This window comes from Aeromonas sp. 600527 (genome assembly GCF_049175415.1).
Classification (GTDB): domain Bacteria; phylum Pseudomonadota; class Gammaproteobacteria; order Enterobacterales; family Aeromonadaceae; genus Aeromonas; species Aeromonas veronii_A.
Genome location: NZ_JAAKVA010000001.1, coordinates 286,739 through 307,888, shown reverse-complemented (window position 1 = coordinate 307,888; position 21,150 = coordinate 286,739). Strand labels below are relative to the sequence as shown.

The window sequence follows — 21,150 nt, the reverse complement described above, 5'->3', positions numbered from 1 at the left end:
GGGATAGACGGAGCAGCTTATGGCGCAGTCATATAAACATATCGTGATCCTGACCGGCGCGGGGATCTCTGCCGAATCCGGCATCAAGACTTTTCGTGCCTGCGACGGTTTGTGGGAAGAGCACAAGGTCGAGGATGTGGCGACCCCCGAGGGGTATGCCCGGGATCCCGAACTGGTGCTGCGCTTTTACAACTCCCGCCGCAAACAGCTGCAACAGCCCCAGGTTCACCCCAATCCGGCCCACTATGCGCTGGCCCGCCTCGAGCGACTGCTGCCCGGTTCGGTCACCCTTGTCACCCAGAACATCGACAATCTGCACGAGAGTGCAGGCAGCAAGAACCTTATCCATATGCACGGGGAGCTGCTCAAGGCCCGCTGCCCCGAGTCCGGTCAGGTGATCGAGTGGCGCGGTGATCTCCATCAGGACGAGCTCTGCTCCTGCTGCCAGTTCCCTCAGCCGATGCGTCCCCATGTGGTCTGGTTTGGCGAAATGCCGCTCGGGCTGGATCGCATCTATAGTGCGCTGGCCCAGTGCGATCTCTTTATCTCCATCGGCACCTCTGGCGCTGTCTATCCGGCCGCCGGGTTTGTCCATGAGGCGGGCCTCAACGGGGCGCACACCATCGAGCTCAATCTCGAACCGAGCGAGGTAGGTAGCCAGTTTGACGAAAAACGCTATGGCCCAGCATCCCTGCTGGTGCCCGCCTATGTCGATGAGTTGCTGGAGGCGTGCGGCATTCATCAACCGAGGCAAGTCGAGGGGCACAACTGGATGGAGATGCGCGGTCCCTGAGCTACTGTGCGACGGGACAGTTGCAATGGTTCGGTGAAATCGCCACACTGGCAACCATTAAAAAATGGGACGCAGTTGGCGCAAATTACCATGACCGCAGTAAAGCAATGGATCGCTTTTTTTCTCCTGATGCTGGCCAGTGCCAGCGCATCTGCCTCCATCCCCCTGATGACCCTGGTACTGCCAGATGGCCAGCAGGTGAGCCTCGATGAGGCGGCCCTCTCCGCCTTGCCACAGACCGAATTCACCACGACTACCCCCTGGACTCAGGGCGCCCACCACTATCGCGGGCCGACCCTGTCAGCCGTGCTGGTGGCGCAAGGGATCCCGGATGCCCGCAAGATCGCAGTCTCGGCCCTCAACGGTTATCAGCAGGTGGTGGATCTGGCCCTGTTCGACGGCGTGCCGCTGACCCTGGTGCGTCAGGAGGACGGCAAACCGCTGACCCGGCGCAACAAGGGGCCGCTCTGGCTGCTCATCCCGTTCACCACCTATCCCAAGCTGGACGTGCCCGCCATCCATAACTGCATGGTGTGGCAGGTGACCCGCATCGAGATCGTCGACTGATGGGGTTGTCCCGCCACAAACTGCTGTTGGTTGCGGTGTCGCTGCTGTTTCTGCTCTCGTCGGGCAGCAGCCTCTATCTGCAGCATCGGCAGGAGCAGTTGGTCGATACCTTCTACCGCAATGTTCACTGGAACATCAGCCAGGTGATGCTCGAATCCCAGCGTTTTCTCTACGACCTGCAGCTCTATCGGGCTGGCAGACTGTCGATGGAGACCCTGAGCCTCGATTACGATCTGCTGTGGAACCGGCTCGACATCTTCCTCATCAGCAGTGAAACCGCCGAGATGCGCCAGCGGCACGGGCTCGGCAAAGTGCTGGCCACCCTGTTCGAGCAGATCAAGCAGCTCGAACCCCAGATGGAGGCCGGTGCGCTGCGCGAGGGGGCTGAGCTTGCCCGCTTGCAGGAGGCGATCGCCAGCCAGACCCGTCTCATCGAACAGATAGGGGATCAGATCCTCTCGGGCCAGGAGCGGGAGCATTCGGTCAGCCAGATCCGCAACAGCCTGTTCTGGCTGCAGGTCTGGCAACTGATCCTGTTGCTGACCGGGGGGGCTCTGGTCGCAGCCCTAATTCGCGCCAATCTGGCGAACCGCCGGCTTGCTCTGCTCGATCCCCTGACCCAGCTGGGCAACCGCCGTGCCCTGCAGGAACAGCTCTCTCGCGCTCTGCATGCTGGCGAGGTGAGCGCTTTGGTGGTGCTCGATCTCAAGCGCTTCAAGCAGGTCAATGATCTGCTGGGTTATCAGGTCGGTGATCGGCTGTTGCAGATGGTGGCCAACAAGCTGCTGCAGGTCCATGGCTGCCACGCTTACCGGCTCGGCGGAGATGAATTTGCCGTGGTGCTGACCAAGGCGGATGATGCGCTGGAAACCGCCATTCATGAGCTGGTGGATCTGCTCCATTTCGAGTTCGTGACCCGGGAGTGCAGCTTCGATCTGGCCTGTCGGCTCGGGGTTGCCAAGGCGCAGCAACAGGATGCCGCCCGGTTGCTGGATCAGGCCATCCTGGCCCTCAACCAGGCCAAGCGTAGCCAGGAGGGAGCGATCAGCTGGTTTGAGCCTGCCATGCTGCAGCAGCTGCAGTTGAGTCAGCAGCAGCTTCATCAGCTGCGAGAGTGGTTGGCGGGGCGCGAGCCTGCACCGCTGCGAGTAGCATTGCAGGCGCTGACGGACAGACAGTGCAACGAGATGTGGCAATTGGCACTTGAGTGGCGTGAGCAGGGGGCGCCCTGCCACATGCGCTGGCTGCAGGAGTGCGGTGTGCTGGGGCCCGTGCTGGCCCGTGTGCTGCAAGCGCACGAGGCGCAGTATGCAGATGGTCGGGCACTGCTGGTCCCGCTCGACAACCAGGCCCAGCTGACCCATCTACTGGCCTATCTGCAGGAGGCTTCCCGTACGCCGCTGGTGTTGTTGATACCGACGCTGCAGCAGGATAGTGCCTTGCTGGCAGGATTGCGGCAGCAGGGTTGTACTCTGGCGCTCAGAGAGATTGGCAGCACCACCGCGGCGCAGCTGGCAGCCGGCTGGCCTGTCCGCTACTGGTTGCCGCAGGGTGATGATGATGGCGATGGCGAGTTGTTGCAGCCTCTGGCCAGACGATTGGGGCTGGTGCTACTGCAAGTGCTGGCTGCCAGGGAGACCCGGTCGCTGCCCTGAGGGCAAAAAGCGGTATTGCACTGGCAAGAGACAAAACGAAACAAGGCGACCTCGGGGCCGCCTTGTTTGTTTATTGCCCCTGAACGTCAGGGGCAGGGCGCGCAAGATTGCCTGATCACCAGGTCAGGGTCGACGGTGATCAGGTGATTCTCCACCGCTTCGCCGTTGATCCGCGCCAGCAGGCGGGTGACGGCGAGGCGCCCCAGCTCCTCTTTGGGCTGGTTGACGGTGGTGAGCGGCGGCGACATAAATTCGGCCAGCGCCACATTGTCATAGCCGACGATGGAGATATCCCGCGGGATCACCAGCCCGGCCTGATGGGCGGCACTGATGGCCCCCATCGCCATCATGTCGTTGCAGACAAAGAGGGCGGTGGGGCGCTCGGGCAATGCCAGCAGACGGGTCATCGCCTGATGGCCGCTGGCGCAGTCAAAATCACCCTCCTGGATCCACCATTGATTGAGCGTAAGACCTGCCTCCTGTAACGCCTGCTCGAAGCCAGCTTGGCGCTGGTTGGCGGGGGCGCGGCTGTGGGGGCCTGTGATGCAACCGATGGCGGTGTGGCCCAGCTCAATCAGATGGCGGGTTGCGAGATAACCGCCGTGGAAGGAGTTGTCGGCGATCAGATCCACATCCTCACTGACCAGCCCCCAATCCATCACCACCACCGGCAGGCTCTTGAGCCAGTCGAGCTGGTTGAACACCTCTTGTTGGCCTTCGCTACACATGATCAGCAGGCCATCGACCCGCTTGCGCAGCATCATCTTGAGGTAGGAGAGGGCCGTCTCGGCTTGCCCCTCGGTGTTGCCCAGCATCAGGTTGTAGCCTTGCTCGAAGCAGTAACGCTCCACCCCGCGCACCACCTCGGCAAAGAAGGGGTTACTGGAGGTGGTGACCAGCATGCCGATACTGTTGGTCTCCTTCACCTTGAGGCTGCGGGCCACCAGACTTGGGGCATAGTTGAGATCGCGCATGGCCGCAAAGACCCGCTCGCGGGTCTCCTCGGCCACAAAGCGGGTCTCGTTGATGACATGGGAGACGGTGGTGGTCGACACCCCCGCCAGCGCCGCCACCTCCTTGATATTGGCCATCAGTGCCCCTGTGCAGTCTGCTCAAGCAGGAAGGTGTCGACCTCCTGCTTGCTCGGGATGGAGCTCTGGGCACCGAAGCGGGTGACGGAGAGCGCCGCCGCCCCGTGGGCAAAGCGCACCGCGCTGTGGAAATCAGCACCGGCCAGTTCCGCCGCCAACAGGGCGCCGTTGAAGGTATCGCCCGCGGCTGTGGTATCCACCGCCTTGACCCGAAAGCCCGGGATCAGCTGTTGCTGCTGTGCGTTGCTGCAGTAAACCCCTTGCGCGCCCAGGGTGATCATCACGTCCGCAATGCCCATCTGGTGGAAGCGGGCTGCCGCCTCGCGGGCGCTCGCTTCGTCGGTGACTTTTACGCCGGTCAACAGCTCTGCTTCGGTCTGGTTGGGGGTGATAAGGTCGACCAGCGCCAGCAGCTCGCTTGAGAGCGGACGGGCGGGGGCGGGGTTGAGCACCACCCGGGTACCATGGGCGCGGGCCAGCCGTGCAGCTTCATGGACGCTCTCCAGCGGCACTTCCAGCTGCAACAGCAGGGTGTGGGCGTCGGCGATCATCGCTTCGTGGTTTTTCACCACGGCAGGGGTGATGGCACCGTTGGCCTCGGCGGAGATACCTATGCTGTTCTCCCCCTCATCGCTCACATAGATGATGGCGATACCGGTCGGGAGCTTGGGATCGAGTTCGACAGCACTGACGTCGATACCGTCTTTGGCAAAACCGCTCTTCATCTGGTGGCCGATGGCGTCATCACCGATGCGGGCGATAAAGGAGACGGGAGCGCCGAGGCGGGCGGCAGCGACTGCCTGATTAGCCCCCTTACCACCGGGCACCACCTGATAGCTGTGGCCGGTCAGGGTTTCACCCGGGCGAGGAAAGTGGGGAACGCGCAGCACGTGGTCTGCATTGACACTGCCCAGAACGACGAGACGATTCATGTTGACTACTCCTGATGCATCTTGGCTTGAACACTGTGACTGAGTGAGCCCAAGCCGGGAGGCACCTGAACGAAAGGGAAAAGGGGAGGCGAACCTCCCTTCGAGCACTTACTTGCTGACCACTTGCAGCGGTACCGGAATGGATTTCTCGACCGGCTGACCTTTCAGCACCTTGTCGGCAGTCTCGACGCCGATGGCACCGATCAGGGCAGGCTGCTGGGCCACGGTGGCGGCCAGTTTACCCTTGGCAACGGCGGCTTTGCCATCGTCAGTGCCGTCGAAGCCGACGATCATTACCTCTTTGCCGGCAGCCTGCACGGCGCGGATAGCACCCAGCGCCATCTCGTCGTTCTGGGCGAACACAGCCTGTACGGTCGGATGGGCAGCCAGCAGGTTTTCCATGACGTTCAGACCCTTGGTGCGGTCAAAGTCGGCAGGCTGGGAAGCCAGCACCTGCAGCTTGTTGGCTGCTACGGCCAGGGCAAAGCCTTCGCCACGGTCACGGGCGGCGGAGGTGCCGGCAATCCCTTCCAGCTGAATGACCTTGGCACCGGTACCCAGTTTCTCGGTGATAAAGTCACCAGCCAGCTTGCCGCCCGCCACGTTGTCAGAGGCAATGTGAGCCTTGACCTCACCCTGCGCGGCGCCGCGGTCCAGAGTCAGTACCGGGATGTTGGCGCGGTTGGCCAGACGGATGGCGTTGCCCACCGCTTCGGAGTCAGTCGGGTTGATCAGGATGGCGCCGACCTTGCGCACGGTGAGATCTTCCATGTTGGAGAGCTCTTTGGCCGGGTCATTCTGGGAATCCAGCACCACCAGCTCGTAGCCAAGCTCCTTGGCCTTGGCTTCGGCACCCTCCTTCATGGTGACGAAGAAGGGGTTATTGAGGGTGGAGACCACCATCGCCAGGGTTTGATCGGCGGCATGGGCGGTGCCCAGCACGGACATGATGGCGGCAGCGAGCAGGGTATTGAGCTTTTTCATCATTTCATTCCTTGTGTGTGGCTTGTCTTATCAACGATTGCTTTTGTTATCGATCATCACGGCAAGCAAGATCACGCTGGCCTTGGCGATCATCTGGTAATAGGAGGATACGTCGAGCAGGTTGAGGGCGTTGTTGAGGAAGCCGATGATCAAGGCACCGATCAGGGTCCCCATGATGCGGCCCTTGCCGCCCATCAGGCTGGTACCACCCAGCACCACGGCGGCGATGGCGTCCAGCTCGTAACCCATGCCGGCGGTCGGTTGGGCAGAGGAGAGGCGGGAGGTGACGATAAGACCCGCCAGTGCCGACAGCGCGCCGCACAGACCATACACCGCCAGCTTCACCCGATCCACATTGATGCCGGAGAGGCGGGTAGCCGATTCATTGCCGCCCAGCGCGTAGATGTAGCGACCCAGACGAGTGTGGTTGAGCATGAACCAGGCGAGCAGGAAGACGATGGCCATCAGCCAGATGGGCACCGGCAGACCGAACAGGTAACCGGTACCGAGCCAAGCGAAGTGATCGGCGCCGTCACTGAAACCGGTGGAGATGGGGCGACCCTCGGTATAGACCATGGTGATACCGCGCAGGGCAGTCATGGTGACCAGGGTAGCGATAAATGCCTGCACCTTGCCCTTGGCAATGATGAGGCCGCTGACGCCGCCCAGCAGGGCACCGGCACCCAGAGTGAGGGGCACCACCAGCCAGATCGGTAGCTCCATGGCGACCATGGTCGCCGCCAGCGCACCGCACAGAGCCAGTACCGAGCCGACCGACAGATCGATACCGGCGGTGAGGATAACCAGCGTCATGCCGACCGCCATGATGGCGTTGACCGAGGTTTGGCGCAGGATGTTGAGGAGGTTGTCGGCGGTGAAGAAGTTGGGGCTCAGAAAGGAGACCACACCAATCAGGACCAGCAGCGCGACCAGGGATTTGTTCTCGATCCACCACGCCTTGCTCATGACGCCACGGCGGGAAAGGGTTTGGGTTGTCATTGGGATGCCTCTTGCTCTGCTTGCCACTGTTTACCGACTGCCGCCGCCATCAGCTTCTCCTGATTGGCATCGCGGGTGTTGAACTCTGCGCTGATGCGCCCTTCATGCATCACCATGATGCGATCACTCATGCCGAGCACTTCCGGCATTTCGGAGGAGACCAGAATGATGCTCATCCCCTCCTTCTTGAACTGGTTGATCAGCTGATAAATTTCCTTCTTCGCCCCCACGTCGACGCCGCGGGTCGGCTCGTCGAGGATCAGCACCTTGGGCCTTGTCAGCAGCCCTTTGGCGATGGCCACCTTCTGCTGGTTGCCGCCGGAGAGCAGCTTTATCAGCTGATCCTGACTCGGGGTCTTGATGTTGAACAGGCGCACATAGTCGCTCACCGCCTGCCGCTCGGCCTTGCCGTCGATCTTGCCGTTGCTGATGAACTCGTCGAGGGCGCAGAGACTCATGTTTTCGCGCACCGACAGCTCCAGCACCAGGCCATCCCCCTTGCGATCTTCGGAGATATAGGCGATGCCTGCGGCCAACCCGTCGGCCGGGCTTTTGGGCACCAGAGCATGACCGTCCACTGCCACTTCACCGGCGCTGATGGGACTTGCGCCATAGATAAGCTTCATCAGCTCGGTGCGGCCGGAGCCCATCAGGCCGCTAAAGCCCAGAATTTCCCCCTGACGCAGGGAAAAACTCACCCCGCGCACACCGGGACCGGCCAGATCTTTCACCTGCAGGTTGACGGGGCCGAGCTCGCGCTCAAGACGCGGGTACTGCTCTTCCAGTCGGCGACCTACCATCATCTCGATGATCTTGTCTTCATCCAGATCGCTCACCGCCTTCTCGCCAATCCACTTGCCATCGCGCAGCACAGTGACCCGATCGCAGATCTCGAAGATCTCCTTGAGGCGGTGGGAGATATAGACGATGCCGCAACCCTGCTCACGCAGCTCGCGGATCACCTTGAACAGCTGCTCGGTCTCGGTATCGGTCAGCGCATCGGTGGGTTCATCCATGATGATGACGCTGGCATCGAACGACAGCGCCTTGGCAATCTCTACCATCTGCTGTTCGCCGATGGAGAGATCCCCGAGTCGGGTATCCGGCCCGTGTTTGACGCCAAGTCGTGCCAGCAGGGTGCTTGCCCGCTCGCGCAGCTGTTTGTGGTCGATGCTGCCAAAACGGGTGCGCGGTTCGCGACCGAGGAAGATGTTGGCGGCAATCGACAACTCCGGCAGCAGGTTCAGCTCCTGGTGGATGATGCTGATCCCCTGATCCTGAGAGTCGCGCGGCCCCTTGAAATGAACCGGTTGACCGCGATAGCTGACGCTGCCCGCATCGGCCTGATAGATGCCGGTCAGCACCTTCATCAGGGTGGATTTACCGGCGCCATTTTCACCGAGCAGGGCCATCACCTGGCCCGGATAGACCCGCAGACCCGCTTCGTCGAGGGCGCGCACACCGGGGAAGGTCTTGACGATCCCGGTCAGCTCCAGAATGGGTGAGAGGGGGGAGGTTGTGCTCATTTGCAGCTTCCTTGAAGAGGCCTTCTTTGAAGAATGTCAGAACGCCACACCGGCGCAGAGGATCAGGTTGGCGTAGGGAGTCACCTCGCCGCTGCGCACGATCGCCTTGCTCTGGCGGGAGCGGGTCTTGAACTCCTCGTGCAGGCAGTATTCGATGGCGATGGGTTTGCCCTGGGCGGCTGCGTGCGCCTCAAGCTGATCGACCAGCGCCTGATGGGCGGCGGGGCTGATCTGCTTGATCTCGCTTGCCATGATCGCTTTCTCCACCACCAGATCGGTGAGCAGGGCGGTCAGTACGGTTTCAAGGCTGGGTGTCCCCGCCATCAGCGCCAGATCGATCCGCTCCGGACCTGCCGGAATGGGCAAGCCTGCATCGCAGACGGTGATCTCGTCGGTGTGGCCCATCTGTGCCACCAGAGCACTCAGGGGAGCATTGAGCAGTACGCCTCGTTTCATACAGCACCTCATCAGGCCTTGGCCCGTCAATCTGTGAACCGCTAGGCAACCGGTTACGCAACCGGTTGCGTCATGACGCAAAGATAGGCTTTTTACTAAGGAAGGGCCACGGCAAAACCACGGAAATGTGAAAACGATCTCAAAGGCGGGAGAAGAAGTGCAGGGGAGGAGGCAGGAAGGGTGTCAGCAGAGCCCTGACACCCTTGTTATTTATCGAGCTATTGATTTTATGGTTAGTTGGCCAGTGCCTTGGCGACCGCCGGACGGCTCAGCATGCGTTGATAATGATCGGCCACTTTGGGGAATTCACTGATCTCGACCCCATCGCTTTTCAGCCAGCCCGCGACCACGAACAGATAGATGTCCGCCACGCTGAACTGCTCGCCCAGCACCCAGGAGCCTGCCAGATAGTGCTGCTCAATCTGGGCAAAGCCATCGCGCATATTACTGGCGACTTTCTGCTGCATGGCGGCAATGGCCTGCTCGTCATCGGCCCAGCGGCTGCCACGGCGACCGTGGGCATGGGAGACATGCACGGTGGAGGCGAGGAAGCTGTTGACCTCCTGCATGCGGGCCAGCAGGAACGGGCTATCCAGCGGCGCCAGCTTGGCTGCGGGGAAGCGCTGCGCCACATAGAGCAGCAGGGCCGGGGTCTCGGTCAGGGTGCCCTGCTCGGTGACAAGGGCTGGCACCCGCCCTTTGGGGTTGATGGCAAGATACGCAGGATCACGCTGTTCCCCTGCGGCGAGGTTGACGAGACGGGGTTGGAACGGGGCATTTGCTTCCAGCAGGGCAATCTGCACGGCCATGGCACAGGTGCCGGGAGCGAAATAGAGGGTCAGATCGGACATGAATACTCCTGATTGGCTCAGGCCACCCGCGATATCGGCGAAAAGCGTGTTTTCCGTGATATCTCGAGGGGTCATGAAAAAAGAGAGGGGGCAACGTTTGCCCCCAACCAATCTACACCCCTAAGGGGCGATGAAAAAGCGCAGAATTAATCGGTTTGTTTGCCCATTTCATAAATTCCTCGGCTAAGGGTGCAAATCAGATGGTGTTGAACTTGATGGGATAGTTGATACCTGAGGATGGGTGGTTGGTACTGAAAGGACTGGGGCACAGTAGCGTCCTTGGTTGTTCTCCCGCTCTTGCACGATCTGATCGTCATCAGATATTCTAATGTTTGGGTCGTTACAATGAATCCTATCTAACAAGATTGATCTTCATTTAGATCATCAAACAGAAAACGGCCTTTTTAGATAACTTTTTGATGACTGTAATCGTTTGCGTTTGATACCATGTTCTTCTACAAACTTTCCACTGCTGTCATGGTGGCTGTAATGTTTTATCATGCTTTAATCCGGTTATAAAATAGCATGTAGGGAGTTGAAAATATATATGCAGTAGCCATGTTGTTTACTAAGAGAAGGGGAGTGAAACTCAGCGAAATTGAGAGTTTTAAGGAAAGGTAGGAAGTAGGTTAAGGAAAATAAAGAGGTGATCAATGGATGATGACAAGGGAAAGTCAAGCAATATCAAAAATAAAACCAAACTGATATCGGGTTTTGTAGCTTTGGCAGTGATATGCGGAGGGTGGTACTGGTGGCTTAAAGAGCCCTATATTGAGCCAGAGATTAATCCCACCCCAACAGAATTGTTTACTATTCAGGGCGAGTTTCCTTTTGATAAGGGGTATCAATTAGCTGTTAATAGTACTTTCATTGCATCTAATAAAACTGACTCTACTTGCAGCAAAACTTTTTATGCGTTCGGAGTTATACCTGCAAATACTAGACTCAGGGGATGGCAAATAGATAACCCCATTAAGAAATATCAATCAAACAGATTCAGTGTAAAAGTGTCAAAAGACTATTTATTGCCTGGCCGATGTAATTGGGTGTTAGATTCTGTTGGCTATTTTATAGTGAAGGCAGGTTCCGAGTTGGAGGCTAATTTGAAAGCTAACCCTTCAGATCAACATAATCGTCAAGGGTATTTTTTATCTTCAGCATACAGCAATTGGAGTGAGTTAAAACTGGGGAGTGTAAATATTTCATGCCGACCAGATGTTGGTCTTAACAAATCAAAAGGTGGTGTTGTTTGTAAGCGACTGAATCAAAGTGAAGTAAACACATATAGACGTAACTATAAAGTTCATAATAAACCGCTACCATCGATAGTTAATTTTAAATTCGTTATGGAGGAAAAAATGTCAAGCTATAGACAAAATACTGTTTTAGAGAGTGCATATGGCGATCCACTAAATAATAATTTGTCCTATGAAAAGGGGGTATAAAGACTGTTAGTTAGATTAGCGAATCGTAATCGGACGTTAGCTGTTTCGATAAAATTGCACAGTTATTCCCCATAAACACATCCATTTTGCCTATATCTCCACAGTGGGGTCGCTATGAGTTCCTCCCTTCTAAATGGAGAAATACATCGCCCCCCTCATATTTCCCTACAAATTTGATCTGAAGCCGGCTGCAGTGGAGCACTTACAAAAATTGTGGTCTGTCTGGCTTAAAGATGACTATCTATATATTTTGCTGTTAATCGATGCGCGCCTGTGCCTCTCTGTGTCTATGACTGTCGTACTTAAAAATTGAGCTGGTGGTTAAAAAGAGAAGGGGGCAAATATTGCCCCCTTTATCCATTAAGCCCGTGAGGACCGATTAACCGCCGATTTAACCGGCCTTGGCCACCATGGCTTTCAGCTGCAGGAAGTACTGCTCGTAGAGGCGGGAGACATCACCCACATCGGACTGGAATTCGCCCTTGCGCTTGATCTCGTCGCTCGGGAAGACCATGGGGTTATTGCGAAACGCCGGGGTGAGCAGTGGAATAGCATCCTTGACCGGGGTGGGGTAGCCAATCGCCTCGGCCACCTTGGCGGCCACATCGGGGCGCATCAGGAAGTTGATCAGGGCGTGGGCCTCTTTCACATGTTTGGCTTTGGCCGGGATGGCGAGGTTGTCCATCCAGAGCACGGCGCCTTCTTCGGGGTAGGTCATCTGGATGGAGGGATATTCGCGCTGGGCGCCGTAGGCCGAGCCGTTCCACAGCATGCCGATATTGACCTCACCGGCGATAAAGGGGTCGGCCGGGTTGTCGGAGTTGAACGCCTTGACGTTGGGCATCAGCTTTTTCAGGTATTCGAAGGCTTCAGAAATTTGCGCCTTGTCTTGAGTGTTGGGGCTGTAACCCAGCTGCACCAGCGCGATATGGAACACCTCGCGGGCATCGTCCATCAGCAGCAGGCTCTCTTTCCACTCCGGTGCCCAGAGCTGTTTCCAGCTGGTGACCGGCTGCTCGATGATGTCAGTGTTGGTGCCGATGCCGGTTGCGCCCCAGATATAGGGGATGGAGTAGCTGTTGTCCGGGTCGTACTCATGGTTGAGCAGGGTAGGGTCGAGGTGCTTGAAGTTGGGCAGCTGGGCGCGATCCAGCGGCTGCAGCATCCCCTCTTTGGCCATTTTCGAGATGAAATAGGTGCTGGGCACCACCACGTCATAGCCGTCGCCATGGGTTTTCAGCTTGGCGTAGAGGGTCTCGTTGGATTCGTAGGTGGAGTAGATCACCTTGATACCGGTCTCTTGCTGGAACTGCTCCAGCAGGCCGTCCGGCACATATTCCGACCAGTTGTAGAAGTAGACCACCTTGTCGTCGGCCGCGTGAGCGTTCTGGCTCAGCAGCGGGGTGGTGAGGGTGAGGGCGGCTGCCAGCAGGGCGCCGGCCTTGTGTTGGATTGTCATCAACAACTCCTTGGGGTTATGGGGCCTTGCGGCCCACCGTGACAGAGTTCGCCAAAGATGGCGGGGACGAAACGGGCAGGGTCAACCCTGCCGTTTACGCAGTAACAGTTGCGCCAGCAGCACCATCCCGAGGGAGGCGACCAGCATCAGGGTGGCCAGGGCGTTGACCTCGGGGGAGACCCCCACCTTGACCATGGAGTAGATCTTGAGCGGCAGGATCTCGTAGGCCGGGCCGGTAACAAAGGAGCTCACCACCACGTCGTCCAGCGACAGGGTAAAGGAGAGCAGCCAGCCCGCCATCACCGCCGGCAGGGCCAGCGGCAGTATGATGCGGCGCAGGATGATCCACTCGCCAGCCCCCAGATCTCGCGCTGCCTCCAGCATCCGCACATCAAAACCGCACAGCCGCGAGTAGACGGTGATCACCACGAACGGCAGGCAGAAGGTGATGTGGGCGATCAGCAGCGACCAGAAGCCCAGCGCAATGCCGGTCACCACAAACAGGGTCAGCAGGGAGATGGCCATGACGATATCGGGGGACATCATCACCACGAACAGCATGCCGCTCACGTATTGCTTGCCGCGAAAGCGGTAGCGAAACAGCGCTACGGCGGTGAGGGTGCCGATCAGGGTGGCCGCGGTGGCGGTGAGGGCGGCGATGGTCAGGGAGTGCTGGGCCGCCTGCATCAGGCTGGCGCTGGCAAACAGCTTCTCATACCAGCCAAGGGTAAAGCCGCGCCAGTCGATGCCATATTTCGACAGGTTGAAGGAGTTGGCGATCAGCACCCCGATGGGCACATAGAGATAGCCAAACACCAGCAGCAGGAACAGAGCTTTCAGTGCGCGCATCATGCCAGCTCCCCCTTCTTGCTGAGCAGCTTGCCCGCCCGCCAGTAGCAGTAGACCAAGAGCGCCATCAGCACCGTCAGCATCACGCTGATGGCGGCGCCAAAGGGCCAGTCACGGCTGTTGAGGAACTGGGTCTTGATCAGGTTGCCGATCAGCAGGTGCTTGGCGCCACCCAGCAAGTCGGAGACATAGAACATCCCCATGGCGGGCAGGAACACCAGCAGACAACCGGCGATGATGCCGGGTAGGGTGAGCGGCAGAATGATCCGCACCAGCCGCTGCCAGCCATTGGCGCCAAGATCACGCGCCGCCTCCAGCAAACGGCCATCCAGCTTCTCGATGCTGGAGTAGAGCGGCAGCACCATAAAGGGGAGCAGCACATAGACCAGCCCGATGATGACGGCCACCTCGGTATACATCATCTGCAGCGGTCGCTCGATAAGCCCCAGATCCAGCAGCCAGCCGTTGATCAGCCCCCGAGTGCCGAGCAGCACTTTCAGCGCATAGGTGCGGATCAGGGAGTTGGTCCAGAACGGCACCACCACCAGAAACAGCAGCAGCGGGCGGATACGCGCTGGCAGATGGGCCAGCAGCCAGGCAAAGGGGTAGCCCACCAGCAGGCAGATGGCGGTGGCGAGCAGCGCCAGCCAGAGAGAGTGGAGCAGTACCTCGAAATAGAGGGGGTCCAGCAGGCGGCCATAGTTGCTCAGGGTAAAGAGCGGTGCGATAAGCTCGGACTCGTCACGAGTCAGGAAGCTGACGCCGACGATCATCAGGTTGGGCAGGAAGACAAACAGCGTCAGCCAGCCGAGGATCAGCGCGATGGCCCCGTTGCGAAAGCCGTTGTGGGCAAAGCTGTGCGGTACCCGCAGATTAGTGAGGCTCATAGGGCAGCACCACCTCCCAGCTGTCGACCCAGTGGATCGCCACCTCCTGACCCAGACGGTAGTCAAAATCGGGGTCATCCTCGTCGAAGAACTCGGAGATAAGCAGCAGTTTGCCACTTTCGAGCTCGATCACCGAATCCAGCGTTGCCCCCTTGTAGTTGCGCTCGCGGATATTGCCCCGCAGCGCACCGATCTGATCGTCATCCTGATCGAGAATGCGCAGATCTTCCGGGCGCAGCAGCACCAGTACCTTGTCGTCTGGCTGGAATGGCAAGGTGGTATGGAGCAGGCATTCGCGCCCCTCTACCTCCGCTTGCCAGATACCGAGCTCGCGCTGGCTGATCAGCTTGCCATCCATCACGTTGATCTCGCCGATAAAGCGGGCCACGAACAGGTTTGCTGGCGATTCGTAGATATCGCGCGGGGTGCCGCGCTGGATGATCTTGCCGCCCTCCATCACCAGGATGCGATCAGACATGGTGAGTGCCTCTTCCTGATCATGGGTAACGAAGACAAAGGTGATACCAAGGCGACGTTGCAGCGCCTTGAGCTCGCTCTGCATCTGCTTGCGCAGCCTGTAGTCGAGCGCCGAGAGGGATTCGTCGAGCAGCAGCAGGCGGGGCTTGTTGACCACGGCGCGGGCGATGGCGACCCGTTGCTGCTGGCCGCCGGAGAGCTGATCCGGGCGGCGGTTGGCCAGCTCGGTGAGCTGCACCATGGCGAGGGTCTCCTCGACCCGCTGGCGGATCTCGCTGGCCGGTACTTTCTGCATCTCGAGGCCAAAGGCGACGTTTTCAAACACCGTCATATGGGGGAAGAGCGCATAGCTCTGGAACACGGTGTTGATGTGCCTGTGTTCGGCGGGGATATGGGTGATCTCGTCACCGGCCAGATGGATGGTGCCACCATCGACCGATTCGAGCCCGGCCAGCAGGCGCAGCAGGGTGGTCTTGCCACAGCCGGAAGGGCCCAACAGGGTAAGAAATTCACCGTCATAGATTTCAAGGTCAAGGTCACTCAGGATCACCTTGCCATCGTATTTTTTGCTGATCTTGTTCAGCGCGACAATTACCTGTGGATTGTTCATCATCCGCCAGTCTCACCCCAGCCAGTGGCCATCGTGTTGAAAGAGGGCCGCATTCTATGCAGCCGACACATGAAATTAAAGGCTTTTTGGTCCGAATTAGCCGCAAGTGCGCAGGAAAAACGGCTACGAATAGCAGACCAAATCGCTATAATGTGCCACCTGATTTGGTCGTTTTCGATATTGGATAGTCAATTGAGTAATAAAATGCGTATTGGCGGCTCCCTTGAGCAGTCTCTGAACCAGGGCTACCGCCTTGATCTGAAAGGGGTCATCCAGGAGGGATGGCAACAGACCCGCCGTACCGGATTTGGCCTGCTGCTGGCGATTGTCGGGGTGACGGCGATCTGGATCCTGCTCAGTAATGTGCTGCTGTTGCCCTATCTGGGGGATGACAGCCAGATGAATGTGGCCATGGTGCTGAGCCTGCTGATGACGGTGGTAATGGCCCCCATGACCAGCTCCCTCGATATGCTGGGGTTGCAGCAGTCTGTCGGGGTGCGCGCCCGCGCCAACCAGGTGTTCGATTTCTTCCGCCACTTTGTACGCCTCGGCATGCTGAGCCTGCTTGGCAGTCTGCTCACCAGCCTGTTTGGCCCGCTATTCGATCTGCTGGGATTGCCCGCCGTACTCTCTTTCATTCCCTCGGCTCTGATCGGTATGGGGCTGCTCTTTACCGTACCTCTGGTGCTGGAGCGCGGCCTGACGCCACCCCAGGCCATTCTGGTCTCTCTCAAGCTCTTTGCGCGCGGCTGGCCCAGCATTGTGCTGTTCCACGGCGTGATGACCGCGCTCTTCTTCCTGGCTCTGATCCCCATGGGGTTGGGGCTTATCTGGGTGGCACCGCTCTATTTCAACTGCAAGGGGATCCTCTATCGGGATCTCTGCGGGGTGGGGGTAGAGGTTAACGAGGTGACAGAAGGCCCCAACCATTTCAATGCATGATGCAAAAGGACGTTGAATGACCCGTCGATATGGAGTGACCAAGGCTGTGCGCCAGAGCCTGCTGGCCACGCTCTTGCTGCCAGGGCTGGCGCTGGCTGAGCCGGTGCTGGATCTGCAATACAGCACCTTCTACAGCCAGATGAAGACCTTTGCCAAAGGGGAGTTTGGTCACGCCAGACTGGGGTTTTATCTGACCGATCCGCAAAATGGTCAGCGCTGCGGCCTCACCTTTGCCCGGGTTGCAACCGACAGCAAGGAAGTGGCGGGTGAGGTAACGGTCGATAGCGAACTGCGCCTGCCTTTTGATGAGGATCTCAACCTCGACAAGGGGATCGTGACCGTCGGCCTGAAAGAAGAGCACGCCACTTGCGATATGACGGTACAGGTGATGGCAGATGCGCCGAAAGGGCCCGAGCTGCCGCTGGCCGAGCTGGCTGCCCGTCAACAGCAGATGCAGTCGCTGCTCGACAAGATGGCAGGCATGGTCGGCAAGCACTTCCTGCCGAAGATGGCAGGGGTACGCATTACCCTGGTGCAGCAGAGCGGCACTGCTTATCTGATTGATGGTGCCCGTCAGGAGGCGCTGCTCTGGCAGGAAGGCCACCTGCTGCTGAGCAATGAGCAACTGGCCGCGTTCGCGACCGGGCAACTGCGCCTGCAGGGTGACGTGTTGCGGCTGACCCCCTGGCTGCATAAAGGGTGAGATCGGTCGCGCTGTCACCGCAGTGAAAGGCCAATCCAGAAAGCAAAAAGGAGCGATCATCGCTCCTTTTTTATTGCGTGGCGTTTGCCCTGTGAGCGCGGCTTAGCGCACTTCAATCACATCCAGCATGTCCATCTCGTCGATGTCCAGCAGCGGCGCCTTTGGCATCTCGGGCGGATCAAACGCCTTGTCGCCACCATCGATGATGCCGGAGTCGCGGTTGATGCTCTTGAAGTCAAACAGCTTGTGGTCGAGCAGGTGGCTCGGGATCACGTCCTGAATGGCGGTGAACATGGTTTCGATACGACCGGGGAAGCGGCGATCCCAATCCTGCATCATCTGTTTGATGGCCTGACGCTGCAGGTTCTCCTGCGAGCCGCACAGGTTGCACGGAATGATGGGGAAGGCTTTGACGTCGGCGTAGCGGATCAGATCCTTCTCTTTGCAGTAGGCCAGCGGGCGGATCACCACGTTCTTGCCATCGTCGCTCACCAGCTTGGGCGGCATGGACTTGAGCTTGCCACCGTAGAACATGTTGAGGAACAGGGTCTCGAGGATGTCGTCGCGGTGGTGGCCAAGGGCAATCTTGGTGCAACCCAGCTCTTGGGCGGTGCGGTAGAGAATACCGCGGCGCAGCCGTGAGCAAAGAGAGCAGGTAGTTTTGCCTTCCGGTACCTTCTCCTTGACGATGGAGTAGGTATCCTCTTCAACAATCTTGTACTCGATGCCGAGGGAATCCAGATACTCGGGCAGCACATGCTCGGGGAAACCGGGCTGCTTCTGATCCAGGTTGACGGCAACCAGATCGAAATGGATGGGGGCGCTGGCTTTGAGGCTCATCAGTATGTCGAGCATACCGAAGCTGTCCTTGCCGCCTGAGAGGCAGACCATGACCTTGTCGCCCTCTTCAATCATGTTGAAGTCGGCAATGGCCTGACCCACGTTGCGCCGCAGGCGCTTCTGCAGTTTGTTAAAACTGTATTTTTCTTTGGCGTTCAGCTCTTCTAGCATGCTCGTAAAACCCGGGACACAAATAAGCGCGTTATTATAGCCATGTCCCGGGGGAGGGCAAGGTGCCAGGCACCTTATGATTGATTGCGACGACTGTCGACCGGGCAGCTGTAGTCCGCCGGTTTGAGGATCAGGATGTCGCAGGAGAGGCGGTCAATCACATGTTCGGCGGTATTGCCGAGCAAAGCTGCAGAAAGCCCGGTACGGCCGACGCAGCCCATGATCATCAGGGTCGCCTTGAGCTCTTCGGCCATATCCGGCAACACCTCTTCCGGTAGCCCCTCTGCTACCCGAGTCCAGAGATGACCGATCCCGAACTTGTCGGCATGGCTTAGCAGCAGGCTTTCGTGGTGCTTGCGGATCGCTTCGTTGTAGGCGTTGGGATCAAACTCTGGCAGCTCGATGGCCACGTTGACCGGGGTGCCCGGGTAGGTGTTGACCAGATAGAGATTGGAGCCCAGCAGCTCGGCGATGTCGCTTCCCTCCTGGGTGATCCGTTCGTTGAGCACTTTCTGATCCGGATCGTCGCTTGAGCAGTTGATGGCGGCGATGATGTTGCCGCCCCGTTTCCAGTGACCCTCCTTGACCAGCAGCACCGGACAGGGGCATTTGCGCAGCAGGTGCCAGTCGGTGGGGGTAAAGATGAAGGTTTGCAGGAAGCTGTGATGGTGAGTGGCTTTGACCACCAGATCGTGGCGCTGCTCCAGCACTTCCTGAATGACACACTCGAAGGGGCGATTGTGCCAGACTACCTTCACTTCGCATTCGATCCCCTGTGCCCGATAGGGGGTCAGGATCTCGTCCAGCCACTCACGTCGCTGTGAAATGACGCCATCACGCATCTCTTGCCGCTCGTCCACCGAGAGCATGGCAGTCATTTCATACGAGAAGTCATAGATGGTGAGCAGCAGGGTCAGATGGGCGCTTTCGTCCAGCTCGGCGACTTTGACTGCCCGTTCGAGGGCGATTTGACGCTCCTCTTCTGGATTGATAACCACCAGAATATTCTGATATTTGACCATCTTCTCCTCCTTGGAAAAGTCCAATGACAGCAGAATCTTAGCCATTACAGCTTAGCGCAGGAGGAGGGTATGGGGAACGTACCGGATCACATTCCAGAGGAAAGGATCCGGCAGGGAAAGCAGGAGACAAGCGAGAGGGTAAGCGGAAAAATATCAGCCGCAGGGCGGGCGAGTTGCACCGGCCATCATGCCCAGCGCGACCTGATCCAGTACGGTAATGTATTTGCCTTTGACGCTGATGAGACCGGACTTCTGGAAACGGCCGAGCAGACGACTGATAGTCTCGACGGTCAGCCCCAGATAGTTACCAATGTCACCACGGGTCATGGATAGACGGAACTCCTTGGCGGAGAAGCCGCGTTCGGAGAAGCGTACCGACAGATTGTGCAGGAAGGCGGCGAGGCGCTCTTCGGCATTCTTCTTGGAGAGCAGCAGGATCATCTCCTGATCGCCCATGATTTCGTTGCTCATCAGACGCATGATCTGCTGGCGCAGCTTGGGCATCTTGCCGGAGAGATCATCCAGCACTTCAAACGGGATCTCGCACACCATGGCCGTTTCCAGCGCCTGGGCGAAGGAGGGGTGGGCCTGTTTGTGGATGGCGTCAAAACCGACCAGATCGCCAGCGAGGTGGAACGCGGTGATCTGCTCATCCCCTTGCTCGGTGATTGTGTAAGACTTGATGGTCCCGGAACGGATGGCATAGAGCGATTTGAACTCATCGCCAGCCTTGAACAGCTCTTCACCCTTCTGGATCGGCTTCTTGCGCTCGATGATGCTGTCCAGCTGATCAAGCTCGTTGTCGTTCAGAGTGAAGGGAATACAGAGCTGACTGATGCTGCAATCCTGGCAATGAATTGCACAGCCACCGCTCTGGATACGTCTGCCAGGTTTCTTTTCCGGGATCATAGGCTCATACGAATAATTGATTTATATCAAACAAGTTTACCATCAACTCATCCGTTTTGGATAGGGTTTCAAAAGGAAGCAATGCCAATCCAGAAGGTATGCACCCCGAACAAAATGAGCAGCAGGGCACCGCCAAGGCGCAAACTGCGCAGGGTGAGCCAGTATCTCAGGCGATCGGCAAGCCCGCCCAACGCGAACAGGGTGGGCAGGGTGCCGAGACCAAAAAAGAGCATGATCAGCGCCCCGCCACTGGCCGAACCGGCCGCTGCGCTCCAGGTCAGCATGGAGTAGACCAGCCCGCAGGGGAGCCAACCCCACACCATGCCAAAGGGCAGTGCCTGCACAGGTGAGGTGAAGGGGAGAAACTTGCCCGCCAGCGGTTTGATACGGGGCCAAAGTCTTGCGCCGAGCCGCTCCAGCAGCAAGATCCCTTGCCACCAGCCCGCCAGATAGAGACCAAGCGCAATCATCAATAACGCCGCCACCAGGCGTAAGCCGGCAATAGCGTGTTTGCCTGCGCCCAGCTCGCTGGTGGTGGCGAGCAGGCCGCCCACCAGTGCACCTGCAATCACATAGCTCAGGATCCGGCCGAGGTTGTAGTTGAGCAGATAGGCAAGCCGCCCCCAGAAGTGCTGCTTGTTGGCGGGGATCGCCATGGAGAGCGCGGCGGAGACGCCACCGCACATGCCGATACAGTGGGCAGAGCCTGCCAGTCCGACCAGCAGGGCGCCGGCCAGATCAAGGTTGTGGGTCATGGTCAGCAGGCTTTACGGGTTTGTGGGCAGGTTGCTCTTCGTCAAACAGGATGTTGGAACCCTGCCGGTCGAGATCTTCAAACTGTTCGGAGCGAATGGCCCAGAAGAAGACGACCCCGGCGATGATCACAAACAGGATGGCGATGGGGATCAGGACAAAAATTATATTCATGAGAGGTACCTTGGCGTTCATCCTTGGCAAGTGTCCCCTATGGTAACCCTGTTCG

The 21,150-nt window shown here is 58.5% G+C and carries 22 protein-coding genes; 6 read left to right on the top strand and 16 right to left on the bottom strand.

What is annotated here, in order from left to right; genetic code table 11:
• Positions 1-19: 19 nt before the first annotated feature.
• The 3 genes from cobB (at position 20) to G5154_RS01405 (ending at position 3,015) form a co-directional block, all read left to right on the top strand.
• A complete protein-coding gene (gene cobB, locus G5154_RS01415; RefSeq protein WP_005336680.1) occupies positions 20-793 on the top strand; it encodes a Sir2 family NAD+-dependent deacetylase in 774 nt (257 codons plus the stop codon).
• Positions 794-883: 90 nt separating this feature from the next.
• Positions 884-1,360 carry a hypothetical protein gene (locus tag G5154_RS01410; protein ID WP_270904907.1) on the top strand — a complete coding sequence of 159 codons (477 nt, stop codon included), beginning with the start codon at positions 884-886 and terminating at the stop codon, positions 1,358-1,360.
• The gene (locus G5154_RS01405) at positions 1,360-3,015 is read left to right on the top strand and encodes a diguanylate cyclase domain-containing protein (protein WP_421250156.1); all 1,656 of its coding nucleotides are present in this window, start codon (positions 1,360-1,362) and stop codon (positions 3,013-3,015) included. Before G5154_RS01410 ends, G5154_RS01405 begins: the two co-directional genes overlap by 1 nt.
• 86 nt (positions 3,016-3,101) lie before the next feature.
• Here G5154_RS01405 and G5154_RS01400 read toward each other — a convergent pair whose 3' ends face one another.
• From G5154_RS01400 to G5154_RS01370, 7 genes are all read right to left on the bottom strand, one after another.
• Positions 3,102-4,106: a substrate-binding domain-containing protein gene (locus G5154_RS01400; RefSeq protein ID WP_421250155.1), complete on the bottom strand. Its 1,005-nt coding sequence runs from the start codon at positions 4,104-4,106 to the stop codon at positions 3,102-3,104.
• Entirely contained in the window at positions 4,106-5,038 is a 933-nt protein-coding gene (rbsK, locus tag G5154_RS01395) for a ribokinase (RefSeq protein WP_041207820.1), read from the bottom strand. Before rbsK ends, G5154_RS01400 begins: the two co-directional genes overlap by 1 nt.
• A 108-nt stretch (positions 5,039-5,146) precedes the next feature.
• Entirely contained in the window at positions 5,147-6,022 is an 876-nt protein-coding gene (gene rbsB / locus G5154_RS01390; RefSeq protein WP_005351947.1) for a ribose ABC transporter substrate-binding protein RbsB, read from the bottom strand.
• A 30-nt stretch (positions 6,023-6,052) separates the two neighbouring features.
• Positions 6,053-7,021: a ribose ABC transporter permease gene (gene rbsC / locus G5154_RS01385; protein WP_005336670.1), complete on the bottom strand. Its 969-nt coding sequence runs from the start codon at positions 7,019-7,021 to the stop codon at positions 6,053-6,055.
• Positions 7,018-8,547, bottom strand: coding sequence for a ribose ABC transporter ATP-binding protein RbsA (gene rbsA / locus G5154_RS01380; protein WP_421250154.1), 1,530 nt, complete (start codon positions 8,545-8,547; stop codon positions 7,018-7,020). The genes rbsC and rbsA overlap by 4 nt, the downstream gene beginning before the upstream one ends.
• A 36-nt stretch (positions 8,548-8,583) precedes the next feature.
• The gene (rbsD, locus tag G5154_RS01375) at positions 8,584-9,003 is read right to left on the bottom strand and encodes a D-ribose pyranase (protein WP_103252053.1); all 420 of its coding nucleotides are present in this window, start codon (positions 9,001-9,003) and stop codon (positions 8,584-8,586) included.
• A gap of 233 nt (positions 9,004-9,236) precedes the next feature.
• Positions 9,237-9,854: a glutathione S-transferase family protein gene (locus tag G5154_RS01370; RefSeq protein WP_421250153.1), complete on the bottom strand. Its 618-nt coding sequence runs from the start codon at positions 9,852-9,854 to the stop codon at positions 9,237-9,239.
• 653 nt (positions 9,855-10,507) lie between these two features.
• Between G5154_RS01370 and G5154_RS01365 the strand changes: the two genes are divergently transcribed.
• The gene (locus G5154_RS01365; RefSeq protein ID WP_421250152.1) at positions 10,508-11,299 is read left to right on the top strand and encodes a hypothetical protein; all 792 of its coding nucleotides are present in this window, start codon (positions 10,508-10,510) and stop codon (positions 11,297-11,299) included.
• A gap of 391 nt (positions 11,300-11,690) precedes the next feature.
• On the opposite strand, the gene G5154_RS01360 is transcribed toward G5154_RS01365, so the two are convergent.
• From G5154_RS01360 to potA, 4 genes are all read right to left on the bottom strand, one after another.
• Positions 11,691-12,758: an extracellular solute-binding protein gene (locus tag G5154_RS01360; protein ID WP_421250151.1), complete on the bottom strand. Its 1,068-nt coding sequence runs from the start codon at positions 12,756-12,758 to the stop codon at positions 11,691-11,693.
• A gap of 81 nt (positions 12,759-12,839) precedes the next feature.
• On the bottom strand, positions 12,840-13,610 hold the full coding sequence (potC, locus tag G5154_RS01355) for a spermidine/putrescine ABC transporter permease PotC (protein ID WP_005336644.1): 771 nt from the start codon (positions 13,608-13,610) through the stop codon (positions 12,840-12,842).
• Positions 13,607-14,494, bottom strand: coding sequence for a spermidine/putrescine ABC transporter permease PotB (gene potB, locus G5154_RS01350; RefSeq protein ID WP_216977668.1), 888 nt, complete (start codon positions 14,492-14,494; stop codon positions 13,607-13,609). Before potB ends, potC begins: the two co-directional genes overlap by 4 nt.
• Positions 14,481-15,584: a spermidine/putrescine ABC transporter ATP-binding protein PotA gene (gene potA, locus G5154_RS01345; protein ID WP_421250150.1), complete on the bottom strand. Its 1,104-nt coding sequence runs from the start codon at positions 15,582-15,584 to the stop codon at positions 14,481-14,483. The genes potB and potA overlap by 14 nt, the downstream gene beginning before the upstream one ends.
• A gap of 201 nt (positions 15,585-15,785) precedes the next feature.
• Here potA and G5154_RS01340 point away from each other — a divergent pair, with 201 nt between their 5' ends.
• On the top strand, positions 15,786-16,523 hold the full coding sequence (locus tag G5154_RS01340) for a hypothetical protein (protein WP_005351939.1): 738 nt from the start codon (positions 15,786-15,788) through the stop codon (positions 16,521-16,523).
• 16 nt (positions 16,524-16,539) lie between these two features.
• The gene (locus tag G5154_RS01335) at positions 16,540-17,226 is read left to right on the top strand and encodes a DUF2987 domain-containing protein (RefSeq protein ID WP_421250149.1); all 687 of its coding nucleotides are present in this window, start codon (positions 16,540-16,542) and stop codon (positions 17,224-17,226) included.
• 102 nt (positions 17,227-17,328) lie between these two features.
• Here the strand turns inward: G5154_RS01335 and ttcA are convergent, their stop codons facing one another.
• The 5 genes from ttcA to ccoS all read right to left on the bottom strand — a co-directional run bounded on the left by ttcA (position 17,329) and on the right by ccoS (position 21,095).
• Positions 17,329-18,237 carry a tRNA 2-thiocytidine(32) synthetase TtcA gene (ttcA, locus tag G5154_RS01330; RefSeq protein ID WP_005336634.1) on the bottom strand — a complete coding sequence of 303 codons (909 nt, stop codon included), beginning with the start codon at positions 18,235-18,237 and terminating at the stop codon, positions 17,329-17,331.
• A gap of 74 nt (positions 18,238-18,311) precedes the next feature.
• A complete protein-coding gene (gene uspE / locus G5154_RS01325) occupies positions 18,312-19,259 on the bottom strand; it encodes a universal stress protein UspE (protein WP_421250148.1) in 948 nt (315 codons plus the stop codon).
• Positions 19,260-19,412: 153 nt separating this feature from the next.
• Entirely contained in the window at positions 19,413-20,168 is a 756-nt protein-coding gene (locus G5154_RS01320; RefSeq protein WP_005336632.1) for an FNR family transcription factor, read from the bottom strand.
• A 68-nt stretch (positions 20,169-20,236) separates the two neighbouring features.
• Entirely contained in the window at positions 20,237-20,923 is a 687-nt protein-coding gene (locus tag G5154_RS01315; RefSeq protein ID WP_019446375.1) for a sulfite exporter TauE/SafE family protein, read from the bottom strand.
• Complete coding sequence (gene ccoS / locus G5154_RS01310) at positions 20,907-21,095, bottom strand: cbb3-type cytochrome oxidase assembly protein CcoS (protein ID WP_005336630.1); 189 nt, start codon at positions 21,093-21,095, stop codon at positions 20,907-20,909. The genes G5154_RS01315 and ccoS overlap by 17 nt, the downstream gene beginning before the upstream one ends.
• Positions 21,096-21,150: the final 55 nt, after the last annotated feature.

Bases quoted from the DNA above. Each gene is read 5' to 3' on its own strand.
- G5154_RS01400 (WP_421250155.1), bottom strand. From the start codon at position 4,106: ATGGCCAATATCAAGGAGGTGGCGGCGCTGGCGGGGGTGTCGACCACC.
- G5154_RS01340 (WP_005351939.1), top strand. From the start codon at position 15,786: ATGCGTATTGGCGGCTCCCTTGAGCAGTCTCTGAACCAGGGCTACCGC.
- G5154_RS01320 (WP_005336632.1), bottom strand. From the start codon at position 20,168: ATGATCCCGGAAAAGAAACCTGGCAGACGTATCCAGAGCGGTGGCTGT.
- rbsA (WP_421250154.1), bottom strand. From the start codon at position 8,547: ATGAGCACAACCTCCCCCCTCTCACCCATTCTGGAGCTGACCGGGATC.
- G5154_RS01365 (WP_421250152.1), top strand. From the start codon at position 10,508: ATGGATGATGACAAGGGAAAGTCAAGCAATATCAAAAATAAAACCAAA.
- rbsD (WP_103252053.1), bottom strand. From the start codon at position 9,003: ATGAAACGAGGCGTACTGCTCAATGCTCCCCTGAGTGCTCTGGTGGCA.
- G5154_RS01370 (WP_421250153.1), bottom strand. From the start codon at position 9,854: ATGTCCGATCTGACCCTCTATTTCGCTCCCGGCACCTGTGCCATGGCC.
- G5154_RS01335 (WP_421250149.1), top strand. From the start codon at position 16,540: ATGACCCGTCGATATGGAGTGACCAAGGCTGTGCGCCAGAGCCTGCTG.
- potA (WP_421250150.1), bottom strand. From the start codon at position 15,584: ATGATGAACAATCCACAGGTAATTGTCGCGCTGAACAAGATCAGCAAA.
- G5154_RS01360 (WP_421250151.1), bottom strand. From the start codon at position 12,758: ATGACAATCCAACACAAGGCCGGCGCCCTGCTGGCAGCCGCCCTCACC.
- potB (WP_216977668.1), bottom strand. From the start codon at position 14,494: ATGAGCCTCACTAATCTGCGGGTACCGCACAGCTTTGCCCACAACGGC.
- G5154_RS01315 (WP_019446375.1), bottom strand. From the start codon at position 20,923: ATGACCCACAACCTTGATCTGGCCGGCGCCCTGCTGGTCGGACTGGCA.
- uspE (WP_421250148.1), bottom strand. From the start codon at position 19,259: ATGGTCAAATATCAGAATATTCTGGTGGTTATCAATCCAGAAGAGGAG.
- rbsB (WP_005351947.1), bottom strand. From the start codon at position 6,022: ATGAAAAAGCTCAATACCCTGCTCGCTGCCGCCATCATGTCCGTGCTG.
- cobB (WP_005336680.1), top strand. From the start codon at position 20: ATGGCGCAGTCATATAAACATATCGTGATCCTGACCGGCGCGGGGATC.
- ttcA (WP_005336634.1), bottom strand. From the start codon at position 18,237: ATGCTAGAAGAGCTGAACGCCAAAGAAAAATACAGTTTTAACAAACTG.
- G5154_RS01410 (WP_270904907.1), top strand. From the start codon at position 884: ATGACCGCAGTAAAGCAATGGATCGCTTTTTTTCTCCTGATGCTGGCC.
- G5154_RS01405 (WP_421250156.1), top strand. From the start codon at position 1,360: ATGGGGTTGTCCCGCCACAAACTGCTGTTGGTTGCGGTGTCGCTGCTG.
- rbsC (WP_005336670.1), bottom strand. From the start codon at position 7,021: ATGACAACCCAAACCCTTTCCCGCCGTGGCGTCATGAGCAAGGCGTGG.
- ccoS (WP_005336630.1), bottom strand. From the start codon at position 21,095: ATGAATATAATTTTTGTCCTGATCCCCATCGCCATCCTGTTTGTGATC.
- rbsK (WP_041207820.1), bottom strand. From the start codon at position 5,038: ATGAATCGTCTCGTCGTTCTGGGCAGTGTCAATGCAGACCACGTGCTG.
- potC (WP_005336644.1), bottom strand. From the start codon at position 13,610: ATGATGCGCGCACTGAAAGCTCTGTTCCTGCTGCTGGTGTTTGGCTAT.